Source organism: Streptomyces spiramyceticus (genome assembly GCF_028807635.1).
GTDB classification, from domain to species: Bacteria; Actinomycetota; Actinomycetes; order Streptomycetales; family Streptomycetaceae; genus Streptomyces; species Streptomyces spiramyceticus.
Genome location: NZ_JARBAX010000001.1, coordinates 637003 through 658715, shown reverse-complemented (window position 1 = coordinate 658715; position 21713 = coordinate 637003). Strand labels below are relative to the sequence as shown.

The 21713-nt window shown below is 71.3% G+C and carries 21 protein-coding genes; 15 read left to right on the top strand and 6 right to left on the bottom strand.

Annotated elements, in window-relative coordinates:
• Positions 1-551 precede the first annotated feature (551 nt).
• Together PXH83_RS02905 and mycP are read left to right on the top strand one after the other, a co-directional pair.
• On the top strand, positions 552-1433 hold the full coding sequence (locus tag PXH83_RS02905) for a hypothetical protein (protein WP_274562639.1): 882 nt from the start codon (positions 552-554) through the stop codon (positions 1431-1433).
• Positions 1430-2635: a type VII secretion-associated serine protease mycosin gene (gene mycP / locus PXH83_RS02900; RefSeq protein ID WP_274556281.1), complete on the top strand. Its 1206-nt coding sequence runs from the start codon at positions 1430-1432 to the stop codon at positions 2633-2635. The genes PXH83_RS02905 and mycP overlap by 4 nt, the downstream gene beginning before the upstream one ends.
• On the opposite strand, the gene PXH83_RS02895 is transcribed toward mycP, so the two are convergent.
• On the bottom strand, positions 2610-3581 hold the full coding sequence (locus PXH83_RS02895) for a serine hydrolase (RefSeq protein ID WP_274556279.1): 972 nt from the start codon (positions 3579-3581) through the stop codon (positions 2610-2612). The genes mycP and PXH83_RS02895 overlap by 26 nt on opposite strands.
• Positions 3582-3676: 95 nt before the next feature.
• On the opposite strand from PXH83_RS02895, the gene PXH83_RS02890 reads away from it, so the two are divergent.
• Positions 3677-4426: an SseB family protein gene (locus tag PXH83_RS02890; protein WP_274556277.1), complete on the top strand. Its 750-nt coding sequence runs from the start codon at positions 3677-3679 to the stop codon at positions 4424-4426.
• 9 nt (positions 4427-4435) lie between these two features.
• Here the strand turns inward: PXH83_RS02890 and PXH83_RS02885 are convergent, their stop codons facing one another.
• Positions 4436-4798, bottom strand: coding sequence for a DUF1844 domain-containing protein (locus PXH83_RS02885; protein ID WP_214920072.1), 363 nt, complete (start codon positions 4796-4798; stop codon positions 4436-4438).
• Positions 4799-5200: 402 nt separating this feature from the next.
• Between PXH83_RS02885 and infC the strand changes: the two genes are divergently transcribed.
• From infC to PXH83_RS02835, 10 genes are all read left to right on the top strand, one after another.
• Complete coding sequence (infC, locus tag PXH83_RS02880) at positions 5201-5866, top strand: translation initiation factor IF-3 (RefSeq protein WP_214920139.1); 666 nt, start codon at positions 5201-5203, stop codon at positions 5864-5866.
• A gap of 122 nt (positions 5867-5988) precedes the next feature.
• The gene (gene rpmI / locus PXH83_RS02875) at positions 5989-6183 is read left to right on the top strand and encodes a 50S ribosomal protein L35 (protein WP_214920073.1); all 195 of its coding nucleotides are present in this window, start codon (positions 5989-5991) and stop codon (positions 6181-6183) included.
• A 102-nt stretch (positions 6184-6285) separates the two neighbouring features.
• Positions 6286-6672, top strand: a complete 387-nt coding sequence (gene rplT / locus PXH83_RS02870; protein ID WP_214920074.1) for a 50S ribosomal protein L20 — start codon at positions 6286-6288, stop codon at positions 6670-6672.
• A 151-nt stretch (positions 6673-6823) separates the two neighbouring features.
• Complete coding sequence (locus PXH83_RS02865) at positions 6824-7678, top strand: TrmH family RNA methyltransferase (RefSeq protein ID WP_274556272.1); 855 nt, start codon at positions 6824-6826, stop codon at positions 7676-7678.
• A 140-nt stretch (positions 7679-7818) separates the two neighbouring features.
• Positions 7819-8949 carry a sensor histidine kinase gene (locus tag PXH83_RS02860; protein WP_274556270.1) on the top strand — a complete coding sequence of 377 codons (1131 nt, stop codon included), beginning with the start codon at positions 7819-7821 and terminating at the stop codon, positions 8947-8949.
• 114 nt (positions 8950-9063) lie between these two features.
• On the top strand, positions 9064-10203 hold the full coding sequence (gene pheS, locus PXH83_RS02855; protein WP_274556269.1) for a phenylalanine--tRNA ligase subunit alpha: 1140 nt from the start codon (positions 9064-9066) through the stop codon (positions 10201-10203).
• Complete coding sequence (pheT, locus tag PXH83_RS02850) at positions 10203-12770, top strand: phenylalanine--tRNA ligase subunit beta (RefSeq protein WP_274556268.1); 2568 nt, start codon at positions 10203-10205, stop codon at positions 12768-12770. Before pheS ends, pheT begins: the two co-directional genes overlap by 1 nt.
• Before the next feature lie 168 nt (positions 12771-12938).
• A complete protein-coding gene (locus PXH83_RS02845) occupies positions 12939-14027 on the top strand; it encodes a PP2C family protein-serine/threonine phosphatase (protein ID WP_274556267.1) in 1089 nt (362 codons plus the stop codon).
• Positions 14028-14299: 272 nt separating this feature from the next.
• Positions 14300-15640, top strand: a complete 1341-nt coding sequence (locus PXH83_RS02840; RefSeq protein WP_274556265.1) for a tetratricopeptide repeat protein — start codon at positions 14300-14302, stop codon at positions 15638-15640.
• Positions 15641-15705: 65 nt separating this feature from the next.
• Positions 15706-16236 carry an NUDIX hydrolase gene (locus PXH83_RS02835; RefSeq protein WP_274556263.1) on the top strand — a complete coding sequence of 177 codons (531 nt, stop codon included), beginning with the start codon at positions 15706-15708 and terminating at the stop codon, positions 16234-16236.
• A 25-nt stretch (positions 16237-16261) separates the two neighbouring features.
• Here PXH83_RS02835 and PXH83_RS02830 read toward each other — a convergent pair whose 3' ends face one another.
• Both PXH83_RS02830 and PXH83_RS02825 read right to left on the bottom strand, forming a co-directional pair.
• Positions 16262-16519, bottom strand: a complete 258-nt coding sequence (locus PXH83_RS02830) for a hypothetical protein (protein ID WP_274556262.1) — start codon at positions 16517-16519, stop codon at positions 16262-16264.
• 129 nt (positions 16520-16648) lie between these two features.
• Positions 16649-17509: a 3-hydroxybutyryl-CoA dehydrogenase gene (locus PXH83_RS02825; RefSeq protein WP_274562638.1), complete on the bottom strand. Its 861-nt coding sequence runs from the start codon at positions 17507-17509 to the stop codon at positions 16649-16651.
• Positions 17510-17681: 172 nt separating this feature from the next.
• On the opposite strand from PXH83_RS02825, the gene PXH83_RS02820 reads away from it, so the two are divergent.
• Positions 17682-18917 (top strand): glycoside hydrolase family 10-like protein, encoded by a 1236-nt coding sequence (locus tag PXH83_RS02820; RefSeq protein WP_420803107.1) that lies wholly within the window; start codon positions 17682-17684, stop codon positions 18915-18917.
• A 39-nt stretch (positions 18918-18956) separates the two neighbouring features.
• On the opposite strand, the gene PXH83_RS02815 is transcribed toward PXH83_RS02820, so the two are convergent.
• Together PXH83_RS02815 and PXH83_RS02810 are read right to left on the bottom strand one after the other, a co-directional pair.
• Positions 18957-19151: a DUF1918 domain-containing protein gene (locus tag PXH83_RS02815; protein ID WP_274556260.1), complete on the bottom strand. Its 195-nt coding sequence runs from the start codon at positions 19149-19151 to the stop codon at positions 18957-18959.
• Positions 19152-19250: 99 nt separating this feature from the next.
• Complete coding sequence (locus PXH83_RS02810; RefSeq protein WP_274556259.1) at positions 19251-20210, bottom strand: DMT family transporter; 960 nt, start codon at positions 20208-20210, stop codon at positions 19251-19253.
• Here PXH83_RS02810 and PXH83_RS02805 point away from each other — a divergent pair.
• Positions 20209-21654: an aminotransferase-like domain-containing protein gene (locus PXH83_RS02805; protein ID WP_274556257.1), complete on the top strand. Its 1446-nt coding sequence runs from the start codon at positions 20209-20211 to the stop codon at positions 21652-21654. The two genes, PXH83_RS02810 and PXH83_RS02805, sit on opposite strands and share 2 nt — an antisense overlap.
• Positions 21655-21713: the final 59 nt, after the last annotated feature.

The window sequence follows — 21713 nt, the reverse complement described above, 5'->3', positions numbered from 1 at the left end:
TTTCCCCACCGCAGCAACTGGCCGGTCCGGTGGCTCCCGTGTCCGCATCGCAGCAGCAGCAGCAGCCCAGCGGCCCCGTGGCCCCGGTGCCGGGTTCCGCCGCGCAGCCGTTCAGGGCACCGGTGTCCAACCCGCGAGACGCCGCCGGTACCCCGGCGCGGCCTTCGGCCACCGGTTCCGCCCCGGCGGCTTCGCCGTCCGCATCGCAGCAGCAGCCCAGCGGCCCCGTGGCCCCGGTGCCGGGTTCCGCCGCGCAGCCGTTCGCGGCGGCGTCCGATCCGCGCGACGGCGGTTCTGCGGCCGGGCCTTCGGGCACCGGTACCGCGGCCGGGCCTTCGGGCACCGGTTCCGCGGCGCAGAGGTCCTCCGCTCCGGGAGCGGCCGGCGTGCCGGCCGTTGAGACCACCGCGCGGCTGCGCCCCATCCCCGTACGCCGCTTGGTCGCCCCCGGTCCCGGCCCCCTCCCCGCCGAGGTTCCGCCGCCTCCGGCAGGCCCTCCCGCAGGCCCCCCGGCGAGCTCCGGGCGCCGTCGGCCCGTCGGCGCCGTCGACATGACGCCCCGGCCCGGCGCACCCCGGCCCCCCGCCGCCTTCGCCGCGCAGCGGCAGCAGCACTGGCCCCCGCCGGAGACGCCCGTCGAGACCACCACGCGGCTGCGCCCAGTCCGCACCCGCCGCCCCGCCCGCGTCGTGGGCGCCGCCGCCTGTCTCGTACTCGGGATCGGGCTCATCGGCGGCGCCGTCACCGGGAGCTGGCTGACCGGGGCCCCCGACGCGGAGGCCACCACCCCCAGCGGATACGCCGAGGCACGCGGCCTCTGGCACAGCGCCGCCGTCGACACGCTCTTCCCGCGCACGCTGACCGGCGACGGAGCGGGACCGGGCGGCGCCGACCGGGTATGGACGCGTGTCGCCGTCGCCCCCGACAGCGGCTGCACCAAAGCCCTCGATCCGCTGCTGCACAAGGCACTCGAACCGGTCGGCTGCGTGCGCCTCCTCCGCGCCACCTACACCGACGCGACCAGCAGCAGCGTCATCACCGTCGGGATGGTGTTCACCGAGGCCGACGCCCCGGCCATGGAGGCCCTGCGCACCCGTTTCACCCGCGAGGGCCTCGCCGAGCGCGCGGACCTGATGCCCCGCACCTACCCCGCCAAGGGCACTGTGGCAGCGGGCTTCGGCGACCGGCAGCGCGCGAGCTGGACGGTGAGCGTGCTCACCGACGTCCCCGTCGTCGTGTACGCCGTCTCCGGCTTCGCCGACGGCCGCACTGTCCCCGACCCGCAGCCCGCAGGCGAGGCCACCGCCGAGGGTGCGACGACCGCCCCCGCCCAGTCCGGCCTCGGCCACGAGGCGAAGGGTGTCGCCGACCGCGTCGAGCGCACCCTGCGCAAGACGGCCGCAGGCCCCGCGGCCACGGAGAAGCCCCAATGACCCGCCGCCCCACCGGCACCCCCGGCCGTACCCCCACCCGAGCCGTCGCCACCCTCGCGGCCACGGCTCTCCTCCTGTTGCCCGCCGCCACCGCCCGCGCCGACGCCATCCGGCCACAGCAGTGGGGGCTCGACGCGATGCATACCGAGCAGGTGTGGCGTACGACCAAGGGCGAGGGCATCACCGTCGCCGTACTCGACACCGGCGTGGACGGGTCACACCCCGACCTCGAAGGACAGGTGCTCCCCGGCAAGGACCTCATCGGCTTCGGCGCCAAGAAGGGCGACCGCGCCTGGGCCCGCCACGGCACCGCGATGGCCGGCATCATCGCCGGTCACGGGCACGGCCCCGGCCGCGGCGACGGCGTACTCGGCATCGCGCCCGAGGCGAAGATCCTCCCCGTACGCGTCATCCTCGAAGGCGGCGACGCGGCCCGCAAGAAGGCCCGCACCACCCGCGGCAACGCCCTCGCCGACGGCATCCGCTGGGCCGCCGACAACGGCGCGGACGTCATCAACCTCTCCCTCGGCGACGACAGCAAGTCCGCCCACCCCGAGCCCGCCGAGGACGCCGCCGTCCAGTACGCCCTCTCCAAAGGCGCCGTCGTCGTCGCATCGGCCGGCAACGGCGGAGAAAAGGGCGACCACATCTCGTACCCCGCCGCCTACCCCGGCGTGATCGCGGTGACGGCCGTCGACGAGTTCGGCACGCACGCCGCCTTCTCCACCCGCCGCTGGTACGCCACCGTCTCCGCCCCCGGCGTGGACGTGATCATCGCGGACCCGGACCGCCGGTACTACGAGGGCTGGGGCACCAGCGCAGCCTCCGCCTTCGTCTCCGGCGCGGCCGCCCTCGTACGCTCCGCGCACCCCGGCCTGACCCCCGCCCAGGTCAAGAAGCTCCTCATGGACACCGCCCGCAACGCCCCCGACGGCGGCCGCGACGACTCGCGCGGCTACGGCTTCGTGGACCCGGCGGCCGCGGTCAAGGCGGGCGGCAAGCTGCGCCCGGCGGGCCTGCGCCCGAGCTCGGCGGCGTACGGCAAGAAATACTTCGGCACCGGACCGGACCCGAAGCGCGCGGACGGCGAACCGGCCGGCTGGCTCGCCCCGGTCGCCGGAGGCCTCGGCGTCATCCTGCTGGCCGGCGCCGTGGCCCTCTGGAGGGGCGCCCGGGTCAGCGCGCCCCGCCGACAGCCTTGACGGCCGTACGCGCCACGTCTTCGACGAGCGCGATGCCCGCCTCCTTGGTGGTGTGGCCGTCCGACAGGACGGCGATCAGCCAGACCCGTCCGTCCACCGTCACCCGCCCGATGCTGTTGATGTCCCACAGACCGGTGGCGCTGCGCGGCAGCCACCCGTTCTTGAGTGCCCAGCCGTCCCCGGCCGCAGAAACACCCCAGTCCTGACCAGCGGCTATCCGCTTCATCAGGCCTTGGACGTACGTACGCGAGTCCTCGCTCAGTTCCGACTCATCGCCGAACACGGCCTTCAGCAGGGCGAGTTGATCCTTCGCCGTGGTCTGCGTCAGCCCCCACCGCTCGCCGTGGCCGCCTTGGGTGGAGGTGAGCCCCAGCCGTGCATTCGCGGCATCGAGGCCCCCGCTCCCGCCGATCGCGTTCCACAGGGCGGTCGCCGACGTGTTGTCGCTGTTCACGATCATGTTCCTGGCGTGCGCCTGCTCCTGCGCGGTAAGTCCCCGCCCCGCGTCTTGCGCCCGCAGCAGCAGCGCCGCCAGGATGTCGACCTTGACGATGCTCGCGGTGTCGTAGGCGTCTTTGCCGTAGGCCGCCGCGTTGCCGCTCTCCAGGTCGAGTACGCCGACCGCCACCGACGCGTCTGTGGCCGCCGCGACCGGACCGACAGCCCTGGCCAGCACCGCATCGAGATCCACCGCGGGCTCCTCGACCGGCTCCTCCACCGGCTCGTCCACTGGCTCGTCCACGGGCGCCACCCGGGGCTCTTCTTCGGGCTCCACAGTCATCCGCTCTGTCTGGGGCAAGTAGTCCGACTCCGGCTCCGACTCTGATGCAGACGCCGCCGCCGACACCGGATCCGGCGGCTTCCGGTCCACGAGGTTCGTGTTCGCGGCGACCGTACAAGCCACCAGAATCGTGGCCGTCAGCAAGGATGCTCTCTGTCGAGGCATGCGCCGGACGCTAGGAACGCAAACTTGGCGTCGGCTGTGCCGGAGGTTAAACCCCGGTGAGAAAACCCTCACCGCCCGGCGGCTAGGCTCGGCGCGTGGCGCTAAAGAACATCCCGGACCCCGGTTTCTCCGACGACGACGGCACCGCCGACCCGCAGCTGACCGCGGCCCTCGCCGCCTGGTCAACGGACCGGTCGGCCGAACCGCAGGTCCTCCGGGCACTCAAGGGCGCCCGGCTGTTGGTCCCCGTCGTCGCCGTACTCGGCGAGGTCGAGACTGACGAGAACGGCCTGCGCCGCGAGAAGACCAGCGACATGGCCGTGCCGACCCTCCAGGCGGGCGACCGCCGCGCCCTGCCCGCCTTCACCTCGATCGCCTCGCTGGCGCTCTGGAATCCCGAGGCCCGCCCCGTCGCCGTACCCCTGCACCAGGCGCTCCAGGCCGTGGCGCACGAGAAGGCGGACACGCTCGTCCTCGACCTGGCCGGTCCCGTCCCGTTCCAGCTCACGGGGTCCGCGCTGCTCGCCGCCGCCGAGGGCCGCACCAGTGCGGCGCCGCTCGACGACCCGGCCGTCACCGAGGCGGTACGAGCCGCCGTCGCCGCAGAGCCCACGGTGCTCCGCGCCCACCTTGGCCCCGGTCAGGCCGACGGCACTCTCGCGCTGGTTCTTGCTCCCGGCGCGGAGCCTGCCGATGCGGCCCGCCGCGTCGCAGGGGCTCTCGCCGCCGACGAAACACTGAGGGCCCGCCTTGTGCGCGGTCTCGACCTGGCACTGCTGCCGGCCGATGCCACGCCTCCGGGCGAGCCCTTGTTCGTACGGGGAAAGTCGCTGGATCAGCCGTAAGTCGCTGAATCAGCCGTAAACCGGACCGGTGTACTTCTCGCCGGGACCCTGGCCCACCTCGTCCGGCACGGTCGACGCCTCACGGAAGGCCAACTGCAGTGACTTCAGGCCGTCGCGCAGCGGCGCCGCGTGGAAGGAGCTGACCTCCGTCGCGCTGGCGTCCAGCAGACCGGCCAGTGCGTGCACCAGCTTCCGTGCCTCGTCGAGGTCCTTGTGCTCGTCGCCGTCCTCAGTCAACCCGAGCTTCACGGCGGCCGCACTCATCAGGTTGACCGCGACCGTGACGATCACCTCGACTGCGGGGACTTCCGCGATGTCACGCGTCATGGCGTCGAAGTCGGGGGATTCATTGGGGGAGGTCGCGTCACTCATGACGCACACGATATGCCCCGGCCCGCGGCACCCGGTCCCCCGGCCTGCGGGGCCCGCCCACCGCCCCGCCCGTGCGTTCGCCGCTCCCCGGCAGAGCTGATAGCCTTGTGTAACGACCGGCCGGACACGTGTGTGCCCGGCCCACAAGTGGAGGCTCCGATCTCCCACCTGGCTGTCCTCGCGGACGGCGGGTCACCGGTCAGACGGTCCCCATCGTTCCGTACGGACGATGGAACCGTCCGATGCGCCCCGCGGTTGATACGTGGTGTGCTCCGGTATTTCCAGGAGCCCCGCCTGTGTCCCGTCCGGGGCATTTTTCATGGCTCCCCACGGTTGGTCCCAGGAAACAGACGTTACGCGGCTGCCTGCCAGACAGTCGTGTGGTGCTACTGAGGAGGATCCATCAGCGCCGAGCCCCGCATCAACGACCGGATTCGCGTTCCCGAGGTGCGACTTGTCGGACCCAGCGGCGAGCAGGTCGGCATTGTGCCGCTTGCCAAAGCCCTGGAGCTTGCACAGGAGTACGACCTCGACCTGGTCGAGGTCGCGGCGACAGCCCGTCCGCCCGTGTGCAAGCTCATGGACTACGGGAAGTTCAAGTACGAGTCGGCCATGAAGGCCCGTGAAGCGCGCAAGAACCAGGCGCACACGGTCATCAAGGAGATGAAGCTCCGGCCGAAGATCGACCCGCACGACTATGACACCAAGAAGGGTCACGTCGTTCGGTTCCTCAAGCAGGGCGACAAGGTCAAGATCACGATCATGTTCCGTGGTCGTGAGCAGTCCCGCCCCGAGCTTGGCTTCCGACTGCTGCAGCGTCTGGCGTCGGACGTCGAGGACCTTGGCTTTATCGAGTCGAATCCCAAGCAGGACGGCCGGAACATGATCATGGTTCTCGGCCCGCACAAGAAGAAGACCGAGGCCATGGCCGAGGCTCGCGAGGCCCAGGCGGCCCGCAAGGCCGAGCGCCAGGGCTACGCGACCGACGACACCGTGTCGACGGACGAGGTCACCGAGGTTGCCGAGGCTCCGGCCGAGGCACAGTCCGAGACCCCTTCCGAGGCGTGATGCACGGGGCTGCCACCCAGGCGGCCCCGGGTCCCGCCCGGAAACCCACACCAAAGATCTGACGCTCCCGCAGTCCGGTGCTCGCACCGGGGGAGCGTCACTGACGAGGAGAGAACGGCGCGATGCCGAAGAACAAGTCGCACAGCGGTGCCAGCAAGCGTTTCAAGCTCACGGGCTCCGGCAAGGTCATGCGCGAGCGCGCCGGTAAGCGCCACCTGCTCGAGCACAAGTCGTCGAAGAAGACCCGCTCCCTGACGGGTGCGGTCGTCGTGTCCCCGGCCGACGCCCCGAAGATCAAGAAGCTTCTCGGCAAGTGATGTCGCGGCTCCGGGTGACCGGGGCGCGACGTCGAAGACCGAGACCAATTCACTTCCGGGTCGTGTGAGTACCACCACGGCCCCGCTACAAGGAGTTAACAAGTGGCACGCGTCAAGCGGGCAGTCAACGCCCACAAGAAGCGCCGGGCAATTCTCGAGGCGGCCAAGGGCTACCGCGGTCAGCGCTCGCGTCTGTACCGCAAGGCCAAGGAGCAGGTCACCCACTCCCTGGTCTACAACTACAACGACCGCAAGAAGCGCAAGGGCGACTTCCGTCAGCTGTGGATCCAGCGCATCAACGCCGCTGCCCGCGAGAACGGCATGACGTACAACCGCCTCATCCAGGGTCTGAAGGCCGCCAACATCGAGGTGGACCGCAAGATCCTCGCCGAGCTGGCCGTCAACGACCGCAACGCGTTCGCCGCGCTCGTCGAGGTCGCTCAGAAGGCGCTCCCGAGCGACGTCAACGCTCCGAAGACCGCTGCCTGATCTCAGGCAACACCGTCTTCCCGACCGGACCCGCAGGCCTTCGCCGCCTGCGGGTCCGGTGCGTTGTGCACCACCATGTGTTCCATCACGTGCTGCACGACCATGTGCTCGACCCCTTTCGCCGTACGCAGAGAAGTGAGCCGCCGACACCATGGGCACCCCCGAGCTGATCTCCCCGCGATCCCCGCGCGTCACCGCCGCCAAGCGGCTGGCCAAGCGCAGTTTCCGCGGCAAGGAGCGCCGGTTCATCGCCGAGGGGCCGCAGGCCGTCCGTGAGGCGGTCGAGCACCGCAGCGACGGCGAACCGACCCTGATCGAGCTGTTCGCCACCGTCGACGCCGCCGAGCGGTACGCGGACATCGTCGACGCCGCCCGCGCAGCCGGCGCCCGCGTCCACCTCGCGCCCGACGAGGTGCTCGCCGAGGTCTCGCAGACCGTCACCCCGCAGGGCATCGTCGGCGTCTGCCGCTTCCTGGACTCGCCGTTCGAAGAGATCCTCGCCGCGAAGCCCAGGCTCGTCGCCGTCCTCGCGCACGTCCGCGACCCCGGGAACGCCGGCACGGTGCTGCGCTGCGCCGACGCCGCCGGAGCCGACGCGGTCGTCCTCACCGACGCCTCCGTCGACCTGTACAACCCCAAGTCCGTCCGGGCGTCCGTCGGCTCGCTCTTCCACCTGCCGGTCGCCGTCGGCGTCCCCGTCGAGCAGGCCGTCAGCGGGCTGAAGGGCGTAGGCGTACGCATCCTCGCAGCCGACGGCGCGGGCGACGACGACCTCGACGACGAGCTCGACGCGGGCACCATGGGCGGCCCCTCCGCCTGGGTATTCGGCAACGAGGCCTGGGGCCTGCCGGAGGAGACCCGCGCGCTCGCGGACGCCGTGGTGCGCGTTCCGATCCACGGCAAGGCGGAAAGCCTCAACCTCGCCACCGCCGCCGCAGTGTGCCTCTACGCGTCCGCGCGTGCGCAGCGTGCTTCCGGAGGGTGCCGCAGCGTCACCTCCAGCTAGTAGTGTGGCGGGCTCGGGGGCCCTCCCCCAAAGCTCTCGGCTTCCCCTTCGCGTACCACGGTCTCGGCTTCGGTCGAGCAGGGAGCGGCCCCTGAGCAGGGAGGTACCCCCACCGCTAGTCCGAGAGGTGGGATACGGGGATGTCTGTCGGCACGAGCGGTCCGTCACAGGTGGGCGGTTCCACGGAGAGTCGGTCCGGCGGATCGGACTGCTGCGGGATCGATCCCGACGATCTCCCCGACGGCCTCGCCGTCGCCGACGAGAACGGCCGCGTCATCTGCTTCAACGCCGCAGCCGCCCGGATCACCGCCATCGCCAAGGACGCCGCACTCGGCAGGCCCCTGGAGCTCGCGCTGCCGCTCGAAGACCTCGAAGGCCGCCGCTGGTGGACGCTGACCGATCCGTACGGCGGACTCGCCATCCGCGTCGGCCAGCCCGAACGCAATCTGCTGCTGCCCGGCGGCCGCGAGGTGCTCGTCTCCGCACGGTACGTACGCCGCGAGCCGACCGGGCCCGTACGCCGGGTCGTCGTCACCATCCGCGGCACCGAGGCCAGGCGCCGCACCGAGCGCAGCCACGCCGAGCTGATCGCCACCGTCGCTCACGAGCTGCGCTCCCCGCTGACCTCCGTCAAGGGGTTCACGGCGACGCTGCTCGCCAAATGGGAGCGGTTCACCGACGATCAGAAGCGGCTGATGCTGGAGACCGTCGACGCCGACGCCAACCGCGTCACCCGGCTCATCGCCGAGCTCCTCGACATCTCCCGCATCGACTCGGGGCGCCTCGAAGTGCGCCGCCAGCCCGTGGACATACCGGCGGCCGTCGGACGGCACATCCACGCACACACCTCCAACGGGCAGGCCCCGGACCGCTTCCTGGTCCGTATCCAGCAGCCGCTGCCCGATCTCTGGGCAGACCCGGACAAGATCGACCAGGTGCTGGGCAACCTGCTGGAAAATGCGGTGCGGCACGGCGAGGGAACCGTCACCATCGAGGTGGCATCCGCCCAGACCAAGAACGCCGAGAATCCAGCGAAGGGAACGGCCGTCACCGTGACCGACGAAGGCCCCGGTATCCCCGAGGACTCGATGGGCCGCGTCTTCACCCGCTTCTGGCGGGGCAGCAAGCGCGGCGGAACCGGCCTGGGGCTGTACATCGTCAAGGGCATCGTCGAGGCGCACGGGGGATCGATCACCGTCGGCCGCGGACCCGGCGGCGGCGCCGAGTTCCGGTTTATTCTGCCCGTCGGCGCCCCGGCCTACCTGGCCTGAGCAGCCCACGGGCTTCTTCACCCCTCACGGCCTTTAGACTCGACCTTTGGCACCTTTGCGTCCTCAGTGGTCGAGCGGGGCCGCGCCACCAGCCAATCGGAAGTACGGGAAGAGATGTCCGCACCCAATAAGTCGTACGACCCTGTTGAGGTCGAGGCGCTGAAACCGGAAGAGATCGAGCGCATGCGGGACGAGGCGCTCGCCGCCTTCGCCGCCGCAGGCGACCTCGACGCGCTCGCCCACGCGAAGACCGCGCACACCGGAGGCACCTCGCCGCTGGCCCTCGCGAACCGGGAGATCGGCGCGCTGCCCCCGCAGGCCAAGGCCTCGGCCGGCAAGCTTGTGGGCATGGCGCGCGGCGCCGTGAACAAGGCCCTCGCCGCCCGCCAGACGGTGCTGGAGGCCGAGCGCGACGAGCGGGTCCTGGTCGAGGAAGCGGTGGATGTCACGCTGCCCTACGACCGCACCCCGGCCGGCGCCCGCCACCCGCTGACCAGCTTCATGGAGCGCGTCTCGGACGTCTTCGTCGCCATGGGCTACGAGGTCGCGGAGGGCCCCGAGGTCGAGGCGGAGTGGTTCAACTTCGACGCCCTGAACTTCGTGCCCGACCACCCCGCGCGCCAGATGCAGGACACCTTCTTCGTCCAGGGCGCCACCCCCGACGGCAAGCCCACCACGGGCGACGAGTCCGGCGTCGTACTGCGCACGCACACCTCGCCGGTCCAGGCCCGCGCCCTGCTCGACCGGGAACCGCCCGTGTACGTCGTCTGCCCCGGGCGCGTCTACCGCACCGACGAGCTGGACGCCACGCACACCCCGGTCTTCCACCAGATCGAGCTGCTCGCCGTCGACGAGGGCCTCACCATGGCCGACCTGAAGGGCACCCTCGACCACATGGTCGAGGCACTCTTCGGCGAGGGCATGAAGACCCGGCTGCGCCCGAACTACTTCCCGTTCACCGAGCCGTCCGCCGAGATGGACATGGTCTGCTACGTCTGCCGCGGCGAGTCCGTCGGCAACCCGGACCGTCCCTGCCGCACCTGCGGCAGCGAGGGCTGGATCGAGCTGGGCGGCTGCGGCATGGTCAACCCGAAGGTGCTCACCGCCTGCGGCGTCGACCCCGAGAAGTACAGCGGATTCGCCTTCGGGTTCGGCATCGAGCGGATGCTGATGTTCCGCCACAACGTTGAAGACATGCGAGACATGGTCGAGGGTGACGTCCGGTTCACTCGGCCCTTCGGGATGGAGATCTGATGCGGGTCCCGCTTTCCTGGCTGCGGGAGTACGTCGATCTCCCCGCCACCGAGACCGGCCGTGACGTACAGGCCAAGCTCGTTTCCGCGGGCCTGGAGGTCGAGACGGTCGAGCAGCTCGGCGCCGGCCTCAAGGGCCCGCTGGTCGTCGGCAAGGTCCTCACCATCGAGGAACTGACGGAGTTCAAGAAGCCCATCCGCTTCTGCACCGTCGACGTCGGCACCGCCAACGGCACCGGTGAGCCGCAGGAGATCGTCTGCGGCGCCAGCAACTTCGCCGTCGGCGACAAGGTCGTCGTGGTCCTCCCGGGCGCCGTCCTGCCCGGCGACTTCGCGATCGCCGCGCGCGAGACGTACGGCAAGACCTCCCACGGCATGATCTGCTCCGGCGACGAGCTGGGCATGGGCGACGACGGCACGCACGGCATCATCGTGCTGCCGCCCGAGTACGAGGTCGGCACCGACGCCATCGAGCTCCTGGAGCTGGTCGACGAGGTGCTCGACATCGCCGTCACGCCCGACCGCGGCTACGCCCTGTCGATCCGCGGCGTCGCCCGCGAGACCGCCACCGCGTACGGGCTGCCGCTGCGAGACCCGGCGCTGCTCGACGTGCCCGCGCCGAACTCGTACGGCTACCCGGTGAACATCGCCGACCCGCAGGGCTGCGACCGCTTCACCGCCCGTACGGTCGTCGGGCTCGACCCCGAGGCCCACTCCCCGATCTGGCTGCGGCGTCGGCTGCAGAAGGCCGGGATGCGTCCGATCTCCCTCGCGGTCGACATCACGAACTACGTGATGCTGGAGCTCGGCCAGCCCCTGCACGCGTACGACCGCTCCCGCATCGAAGGTGCGATCGGTGTCCGCCGGGCCGAGCCGGGCGAGCACTTCGTCACCCTCGACGGCGCCCACCGCGCCCTCGACTCCGAGGACCTCGTCATCACCGACGACCGCGGGCCCATCGGCCTCGCAGGCGTCATGGGCGGCGCCAACACCGAGATCGCCGACTCGGAGACGGACCCCGAGACCGGCGCCGTCAAGGGCACCACGGAGATCGTCATCGAGGCGGCGCACTTCGACGCGCTGTCCATCGCCCGTACCGCACGTCGCCACAAGCTGTCCTCCGAGGCGTCCAAGCGCTTCGAACGCGGCACCGACCCGCAGGCCGCGTCCGCGGCCGCCCAGCGGACCGTCGACCTGCTGGTGCTGCTCGCCGGCGGCACGGCAGAGGCGGGCGTCACCGAGGTCGTCGCGCCCTCCGCGCCGCGCACGATCGCCATGCCCGCGGACCACCCGGACCGCGTGGCAGGCGTCGACTACGGCCGCGAGACCGTCGTACGCCGCCTGCAGGAGGTCGGCTGCGACGTGTACGGGCAGGACGATCTCATCGTCACCGTGCCGTCCTGGCGCCCCGACCTGGCCTTCCCGAACGACCTGGCCGAAGAGGTCATCCGGCTCGAAGGCTACGAGAACCTGCCGTCGACCCTGCCGACGCCGCCCTCGGGCCGCGGGCTCACCGACCGGCAGCGGCTGTACCGCCGCATCGGCCGTGCGCTGGCCGGTGCCGGTTACGTCGAGGCACTGAACTACCCGTTCATCGGCGAGGCCGTGCTCGACCAGTTCGGTCTGGACGCCGACGACGCCCGCCGTCGTACGGTCAAGCTGGTCAACCCGATCTCCGACGAGGAGCCGGCGCTGCGCACCACGCTGCTGCCCGGCCTCCTCGGCGCGCTGCGCCGCAACGACGGCCGCGGCTCGCACGACCTGGCGCTCTTCGAGACCGGCCTCGTCTTCCTTCCCCAAGCTCTCAACTCCGTTCGAGCAGGGGAGACCCCACTGACCGGCGAGGAGCACAAGGCCGCGCGCCTCCCCGTCGACCGCCGCCCGACCGACGAGGAGATCGCCGGTCTCAACTCCACGCTGCCGCGTCAGCCGCGCCGCGCCGCCGTCGTCCTCGCGGGCGCCCGCGAGCAGGCCGGCTGGTGGGGGAAGGGCCGCCCGGCCGACTGGGCGGACGCCGTCGAGGCTGCTCGTACGCTCGCCCGCGAGGCCGGCGTCGAGCTGACCGTGCGCAACGACCAGCACGCCCCGTGGCACCCGGGCCGCTGCGCCGCGCTGTTCGTCACGGTCAACGGCGAGGAGACCCTCGTCGGGCACGCCGGTGAGCTGCACCCGCGCGTCGTCAAGGAGCTCCACCTGCCCGAGCGCACCTGCGCCATGGAGGTCGAGATCGACGTACTGGAGCAGGCCGGCGACGGCGTGGTGCGGGCGCCGCGGATCTCCACCTTCCCGGTGGCGACCCAGGACGTCGCGCTCGTCGTACCCGCCGATGTTCCTTCGGCGGACGTCGAGTCCGCGCTGCGCGAAGGCGCCGGTGAACTCCTCGAATCGCTGCGGTTGTTCGACGTATTCACCGGCGAGCAGCTCGGCGAGGGCAAGAAGTCCCTCGCGTACGCGCTGCGCTTCCGCGCACCCGACCGCACGCTGACCGTCGACGAGGCATCCGCCGCCCGCGACGCCGCCGTCGCGCTCGCCGCCGAGCGCACGGGAGCGGTGCTGCGCGGGGCGTAACGCCTGGTCAAGCAGAGTGAGGGGCGCGTCCGGAGTTACGGACGCGCCCCTCACTCATTCGGGTGAGATTGCGGGCGATGTACGCAAACAGGTACGGACGGTCGACACAATCATTCCGGCCGTGAGGGCCAGTGTTGTACAGGGGCCAGGGCCTAGGGGGCCGTCGCGATGATCCGTACCAAGACGACCCGACGGGGTGGATGCGCGGGTGTTCCGTACACCCGGCGTGCCTTCGTTTTCGGCCTCCCCACCGTCTGGCTCGTCGCCGCCACCGCCTGGGAGCTGGCCTGCCCGTTCTCCTCCCACGACGGGATGGCACCCCGCTTCGTGACCTGCGCGGCCTTCCTCGCGCTGGTCGCGTATCTGCTCACCGGCGTCCGGCTCGGCCCGGTGCGGGAGCTGCGCCGGATCCGCGAGGTCGCGCGCGCCGCCGAGCAGGTGCTGCTGCGCCCGCTGCCACCCCGGCTCGACGGGCTCGCCCTGGCCGCGGGGCAGCTGTCCGCCAGCCGTGGTGCGACGGTCGGCGGTGATCTGTACGAGGCCGTGGCCACCCTGCACGGGGTACGCGTCGTCATCGGCGACGTACGGGGCCACGGGCTGGCCGCCATCGGGGCGGTGGCCGCGATCCTCGGCAGCTTCCGGGACGCGGCGCACGACGAGGACACCCTGGAGAACGTCATGCGGCGGCTGGAACGGGCGCTGCAACGGCATCTGCGGGACAGGTCGAGGTCCGAGCACCCGGCGGTGAACGGCGCGGACCCGGACAATCCGCTGGCCGAGGAATTCGTCACCGTACTCCTGCTGGAGATCCACGAGGACGGAGAGGTGCTCGCGCTCAACTGCGGGCACCCGTGGCCCTACCGGCTGCGCAGGACAGCCGAGCCGCTCGCGGGCGGCGACCCGCTGCCGCCGCTGGGCCCCTTTCCGCTCCCCGCCGACCTGTCCGCACACCGGTGTACGCGCCTGCTTCCCGGCGAGGCGCTGGTGCTGCACACCGACGGCGCCGAGGACGCCAGGAACGCAGACGGGCACTTCTTCAGCCTGCAGCGGGCGCTCACCGAGGCCGCCGCGCTCGGCTCGCCGGTCTCACCGGCCGTCGTGGTGCAGCGCGTTCACACGGCGCTGCTGCGCCACACGGGCGGGCGGCTCGCCGACGACGTCGCCCTGCTCGTGCTGCGCAACGACCGCAGGCGGGTTCCGGCGCAGCCCGGTGACCCGGCGCTGCGCCGCTCCCGCGCGGAACCCTCCAATCGGTGACCGGTGTCGTCGTTCCGGCCGCGACTCCGTCCGTCCTGCTGCGGAGTGTCGGGCAGACCAACAGGACGGACGGTGCGGGATCGGGCCGCCGCACTGTACGAGGGGGAGCCGGCGGCCCGGCCGCCTCCTGTGAGAGGCGCTTCAGTTAAGCGCGCGCATCGTGTGGCGCGGGAGAGCACGCGGGGTACGAGTGCGGGCACTTGGTTCACACCCCGTGTGAAAGCAGCTCCACTACCCTGACGTACGGCGCCCACCGAGCCACCGGAGAGGCCATGCAGCCGAACACTCTGCTCGATGCCCTGCTCGACGAGGCGGGGATCTCCAACGCCGGTCTCGCCGCCCATGTGAACCAGGCGGGCAGCGCGAGAGGACTCGCGCTGCGGTACGAACACACCGCCGTGGCCCGGTGGTTGAAGGGCCAGCGTCCGCGCGGCCAGGTGCCCGACCTGATCTGTGAGGTCCTCGCCGCCCGCCTGCACCGCCCCATAACGCTGGACGACATCGGCTTCGGGGTGCCAGGCAAAACGGTCATGCAGCACGGATCGCCGCTGACCGGATTCGTGGAGCGGGCCACCGCGCTGTGGCGTTCCGACGAACAGCAGCGCCCGCACGTCCTCGGCGCACCCGCCGTCACCGGCACGCCTGCCGTGATGCCCGTATGGGAGTGGGAGAACCCGCCGGAGGACTCGGACGTCTCGCGCAAGGGCCAGACGCGGGTCAGCGTCGCCGACATACAGATGCTGCGCGCCGCCAGGGCGCACTACGAGCTGATGTACCGCAAGGCGGGCGGCGTCGCGACCAGGTCGCGGATCGTGTGCTTCCTCAACACCGAGACCGCCCCGCTGCTGCGCGGCAGTTACTCCAACGCCATGGGACGCCATCTGCACCGCGCCACGGGCGGTCTCGTGGCGGTGGCCGGCATCTGTGCGTACGACTCGGACGCCCAGGGGCTCGCCCAGCGCTACTTCCACCAGGCCCTGCGGCTCGCGAAGGCCAGCGGAGACAGGGGACTTGGCGCGTACATCATCGCGCTGCTCGTCAACCAGTCGCTGTTCATGGCCGAATACCGGCAGGCGGTGGCCTTCGCGGAGGCGGCCCTGCGCACCGCGGGCAGCCAGACCACCCCGGCGCTGGCCGCCGACCTGCATGCGATGCAGGCCAAGGCGTACGCCCATCTCGGCGACGGCAAGGGGGCGTTGTCGTGCATCCGGCGTGCGGAGGCGGAAGCCGAGTGCATCAGGCCGGGGAGCGAGCCGGACGAGACCGGGTACGTACAGCCGGGCCTGGTGAACGTACAGGTGGCCGAGGCACTGCTCAGCCTCGGTGACCTGCCGGCCGCGCGGGAGCACGCGGACGCGGCGGTGGGCAGTCCGGCGCACGACCGGGGGCGCGTCCACCGGCTCGCCATGCTCACCCACATCGAGCTGCGCCAGGGCAAGGCCGACCGGGCCGTGGAGATCGCCACGGAGATGGCCGAGCGGGCCCGGGGGATGGAGTCGCAGCGGCTGCGCGACCGCCTGCGGGCGGTGCGCGAGCACCTGGTGGGGAGCGGGTGCGCCGGTGCCGAAGAGGCGGCCGAACTGATCGACGGGGCGCTGCGCGTTCCCCTGTGACCGTTCCCCTGCGACCGTGCTCCTGCTGCGATGTTGCCATCGACTTGTCGGAAGGTGGCAGAACAGTGCAGTGGACGAACTTAAGCGAACAAAGTGTGTACAAAAACCGCTGGTTCCGGGTCAACCTCGCGGATGTCGAACTCCCCGACGGCCGGCACCTCGACCACTTCGTCATCCGGCTGCGCCCCGTGGCCGTGGCGACGGTGGTCAACGAAGCGAACGAGGTGCTGCTGCTGTGGCGGCACCGCTTCATCACCGACAGCTGGGGCTGGGAACTCGCGGCGGGTGTCGTCGAGGACGGTGAGGACGTACGGGACGCGGCGGCGCGGGAGATGGAGGAGGAGACCGGCTGGCGGCCCGGTCCGCTCCGCCATCTGCTCACCGTCGAGCCGTCGAACGGCCTCACCGACGCCCGGCACCACCTCTACTGGGCCGAGGACGCGACGTACACCGGCCATCCCGAGGACGACTTCGAGTCCTCGCGGCGCGAGTGGGTCCCGCTCAAGCTGGTCCCCGACATGGTGGCCCGCGGGGAAGTCCCTGCCGCCAATATGGCGGCCGGACTGCTGATGCTGCACCATCTGCGCCTCGGCTAGAGGGGCAGCCCCCAGGGGTGTCCCCCTAGTGGCCGAGTGCCTGCCAGACAGTCACCGTCAGAGCTCCGACCGCGCTCAGCGCCGCCACGGTGGGCAGCGGCCAGCGGGTGTGCTCCAGCGCCGTCACGCGTGCGGCCAGGCCGGTCAGGTCGTTGTCGGCCTGACCGCTCCGCTGGGCCAGCAGCGCCAGCCGGCCGTCGATCTTCACGAGACCGACGTCCAGGTGGCGCCGTAACTCGGCGACTTCTTCTACGACCACGGTCTGATCGGGGTCGATACTCACGATCCGCTCCTTTTCAACAAGGCCGTCCGGCGTCCTCGTGCATGTGACGCAGAGTCAACTCGCCCTGTGCCCATGGTGGGAGCGTGTGTGCGGGGCATATGCGTGTACGCCCCGCACACTCCGTGCGAATCAGGAGTACGGGTAGAACCCGGAGCCCGTCTTACGTCCGAGCCTGCCCGCGTCCACCATGCGCTGCAGCAGCGGGGGCGCGGCGTACAGCGGCTCCTTGAACTCCGCGTACATCGAGTCGGCGACCGAGGCGACCGTGTCGAGGCCGATGAGGTCCGCGAGCTTGAGCGGGCCCATGGGGTGGGCGCAGCCCAGCTCCATGCCGTTGTCGATGTCCTCGCGGCTCGCGATGCCCGACTCGAACATCCGGATCGCCGAGAGCAGATACGGGATGAGGAGCGCGTTGACCACGAAGCCCGAGCGGTCCTGCGCGCGGATCGCGTGCTTGTCGAGCACGTTCTGCACGACGGCCTCGGCGCGCTTGACCGTCTCCTCGGAGGTGGTCAGCGCCGGGATCAGCTCGACGAGCTTCTGCACCGGGGCCGGGTTGAAGAAGTGGATGCCGATGACCTGGTCCGGGCGGGAGGTGGCGACGGCCAGCTTCACCAGGGGGATCGAGGAGGTGTTGGAGGCGAGGATCGCGTCAGGCCGGGTCACCACCTGGTCGAGGACCTGGAAGATCTCGGTCTTGATCGCCTCGTTCTCGACGACGGCCTCGATGACGAGGTCGCGGTCGGCGAACTCCCCGAGGTCGGTCGTGAAGCTGAGGCGGGCGAGCGTGGCGTCGCGCTCCTCGTCGGTGATCTTGCCGCGTTCGGCGGCCTTCGAGAGGGAGTTGTAGAGCCGGGTGCGGCCGATCTCCAGGGCCTCGCCCGTGGTCTCCGCAACCTTCACTTCGAGGCCGCTGCGGGCACACACCTCGGCAATGCCTGCGCCCATCTGGCCGCAGCCCACCACTCCGACGCGTTGCACATCCGCCATGGAGTCCGTCACATCGTGCCTTTCGCTGATCAACAGTTCGGCAGGCATACCGTGTGGTTACGGTGCCCGCCTCGGCCCCCGACGTTACTCCGGACCTACGTGTGCGTGAGGGGCCGGGGCGGGAATGCTCTGCGGGCACGACGGGACGTACACACCGACCGAGGGACAAAGCATGGGGTATATCGGGCGAAGAGGGCTATTGATGGGCGCGGCCGGGGCACTGTCCGTGCTCGCGGTTTCGGGAGACGCAGCGGCGGCCGCCGGGCGTCGCCGCGACCCGAAGCGCGAGTTCCGCGGCATGTGGCTGGCGAGCGTCGTCAACCGTGACTGGCCGTCCAGGCCGGGCCTCACCGCCGACCAGCAGCGGACCGAGCTCCTGGCTCATTTGGACACCGCGGTACGGCGCAGGCTGAACGTGGTGGTCCTCCAGGTGCGGCCGACGGCAGACGCCCTGTGGCCCTCGCCGTACGAGCCGTGGTCCCAGTACCTCACCGGCGTCCAGGGCAAGGACCCCGGCTGGGATCCGCTCGGGACGGCGGTGCGGGAGGCGCACGAGCGCGGTCTTGAACTGCACGCCTGGTTCAACCCGTACCGGGTGGCGACTCACACGGATCCCTCGAAGCTGGTGGCCGACCACCCCGCGCGCGTGCATCCCGACTGGGTGCTGCCGTATGGCGGGAAGCTCTACTACAACCCGGGGCTGCCCGAGGTCAGGCGCTTCGTCCAGGACGCGATGCTTGACGCGGTGAGCCGCTACGACATCGACGCCGTGCACTGGGACGACTACTTCTACCCGTATCCGGTGGCGGGCCAGACCTTCGCCGACAACGAGGCGTACGCCCGCTACGGAGCGGGATTCCCGGACCGGGCAGCCTGGCGGCGCGACAACACCGACCGTCTGGTCAGCGAGATGGCCACCCGGATCAAGCAGGTCAAGAAAGATGTGCGCTTCGGGATCAGCCCCTTCGGGGTGTGGCGCAATGCTTCGACCGACCCGCTGGGCTCGCCGACCCGGGCCGGTGCGCAGACGTACGACGATCTGTACGCCGACACCAGGAAATGGGTCAAGGAGGGCTGGCTCGACTACGTCGTGCCCCAGCTGTACTGGAACATCGGCCTCGCAGCCGCCGACTACGCCAAGCTGCTGCCCTGGTGGTCGGACGTCGCACGCGACACAGGCGTCGACCTGTACATCGGCGAGGCCCTCTACAAGGCCGGCGACCCGGCCCAGCCCGCCGCCTGGCAGGATCCGGCGGAACTCTCACGCCATCTCACGCTCGCCAAGAACTACGCCGAGGTGCGCGGCCATGTCTTCTTCTCGGCGAAGGAGGTCGCGGCGGACCGCATCGGGGCAATGGGCCGGGTAGTGGCGGACCACTACCCGGACAGGGCTAAACCGCCCCGCTGACTCTTATTGCAGAAGGTGCTCGGTGCTCGTGCTCGGTGCTTACTTTGTCGGGCCCTTGTGCTGTACGACAGCGTCCGGACCCGGCGACACCACCGCCTCGTGTCCGTCGTCGAAGCGGACACGGAACGGCGGGTTGCCCTCGGCGCCCATCACCTCGACGATCTTTGCGACCTTGTCCTCGTGACCCACGGTCCTGCCGTGCACCAGCAGCTGGTCGCCCACGCTTGCTTGCATCGGGAGTGCCCTTCTCGAGGCCGTCTCTGGATAAGGCCAGTCTAAGACCGGGGATGGGAGTTGGGCCTGTCCTGTTCAGCCGTTCAGGTCCGCGCGCGTTCAGGCCCGTGCCCGCTGGGTGACCGCGATGCAGACCAGCACGCCGACGGCGGCGAGCGGGGCGGCGGGGGAGAGGTGCTCGCCGAGCAGGGCGACCGACCAGAACAGGGTCAGCAGCGGTTGGGCGAGCTGGAGCTGGCTCGCCTTGGACACGCCGATCTCGGCCATGCCGCGGTACCAGACCACCAGGCCGAGGAACTGCGAGCCCGCGGCGACCCACAGGAGTCCCGCGACGCTGTGCGCCGTGAGGTGCACCGGCTCGAAGGTGAGCGCAACGGCCGCCGCGGGTACGGCGAGCGGCAGGCAGAAGATCAGTGCCCAGCCGATGACCTGCCAGCCGGGCATCTCACGGGCCAGCCTGCCGCCCTCGGTGTAGCCCGCCGCGCACACCAGCAGCGCACCGAAGAGATACAGGTCGCCTGTCGACAGCGCACCGCCGCTCTGCTGCACGGTGAAGGCGATGACGACGGCGGCGCCGGCCAGGGCCGCCAGCCAGAAGGCGCGGGACGGCCTGGCCCCGGTGCGCAGCGCCGAGAGGGCGGCGGTCGTCAGGGGCAACAGGCCGACCACCACGGCGGCGTGCGAGGTCGTCGAGGTCTGGAGGGCGAGCGTCGTCAGCATCGGGAAGCCGAGCACCACCCCGCCGCCGACCACCGCGAGACCGGCCCAGTGACGGCGGGCGGGCAGCGGGACGCGCAGGGCGATCAGGGCTGCGCCGGCTATGACGGCGGCGAGGACGCTGCGTACGGCGACGAGCGACCAGGGGCCGAAGCCTTCGAGGCCCCAGGCCGTGGCGGGAAACGTGAGGGAGAAGGCGGTGACGCCCAGTGCGGCGAGGAGGGTGCCGGCGCGGCTGCCGCTGCGGGTGCCGGTAGCCGGGCTGTCGCTGCGGGCCCCGGTGGCCGGGCTGCCGTTGACCGCTACTGTGATTCCGTCGGTAGCGCTATTCTGTGCTGTCATGTACGAGCGTAGCAGTGTGGCCGAACTGGCGAAATCCCTCCGGCAAGAACTCAACCGCTACTCACCGGGTGGAAAGCTGCCGTCGAGCCGGGTACTTGTCGAGCGCTACCGGGTGAGCCCGGTGACGGTCTCCCGCGCACTCGCCCAGCTCGCCGCCGAGGGCCTGGTCGTCACCCGGCCCGGCGCCGGTGCCTTCCGGGCGCAGCCGCGTACGGACGCCGCCGATGCCGCGCCCGGTGACACGTCCTGGCAGGAGGTGTCGCTCAGCGCCGACGGAGCCATCGAGCTCGTACCGCGCTCGGTCGACGCGTCGGGGGTCCTCGTCACGCTGGCCGCACAGCCGCCCGGCGTCATCGAGTTCAACAGCGGCTACCTCCACGCCTCCCTCCAGCCCGAGCGGGCCATGGCCGCAGCTCTCGCCCGCGCGGGGCGGCGGCCCGGCGCCTGGGGGCGGCCGCCCGTCGACGGGGTCCCCGAGCTGCGGGAATGGTTCGCCCGTGGGATCGGCGGCGCCGTGACGGCCGCCGAAGTGCTGATCGCAGCGGGCGGTCAGAGTGCGCTGACCACCACGCTGCGCGCGCTCGCTCCGCCCGGCGCACCGGTGCTGGTCGAGTCGCCGACGTACCCCGGCATGCTGGCGATCGCGCGGGCGGCGGGGCTGCGGCCGGTACCGGTACCGGTGGACTCGGACGGCGTACGTACGGACCTCCTCGCGGCGGCCTTCAAGGCCACCGGCGCCCGGGTCTTCGTCTGCCAGCCGCTCTTCCAGAACCCGACCGGCGCGGTGCTCTCCGCCGAGCGCCGGCCGGAGGTGCTGCGGATCGCCCGGGAGGCCGGGGCGTTCGTCGTCGAGGACGACTTCGTACGGCGCCTGGTGCACGACGATGCGGGGCCGCTGCCGAGGCCGCTCGCCACTGATGATCACGACGGTGTGGTGGTGCACGTCTGCTCGCTGACCAAGGCCACTTCGCCCAGCTTCCGGGTGTCTGCGCTCGCCGCGCGGGGGCCTGTGCTGGAGCGGCTGCGTGCGATTCAGGTGGTCGAGAGCTTCTTCGTGCCGAGGCCTCTGCAGGAGGCTGCCGTCGAACTGGTCGGTTCGCCGGCGTGGCCGCGCCATCTGCGGAGCGTGGCGGCGGAGTTGAGGGCGCGGCGCGACGCGATGACTGCCGCGCTGCGGCTGAACCTGCCGGAGCTTGCTCTGCCGCATGTGCCGGCGGGCGGCTACCACCTGTGGCTGCGGCTGCCGGACGGGGCGGACGAGGGCGCGGTGGTCTCGGCCGCGCTCCGGGCGGGGGTGGCAATCGCCCCGGGCCGCGCGTACTTCAGCGCGGAGCCGACGGCGGGGTATGTCCGGCTGAGCTTTGCGGGGGTTGCGGGGGTGGCGGAGATCGCGGAGGGGGTGCGGAGGCTGCGCGGCGCGGGGGAGGGGTTGCTGGGGAGGTAGGGCGGTTGCGGTGTGTGGTGCGGTGCGGGTGGTGCGGTGCGCGGGTGCCTGCGGCGCGT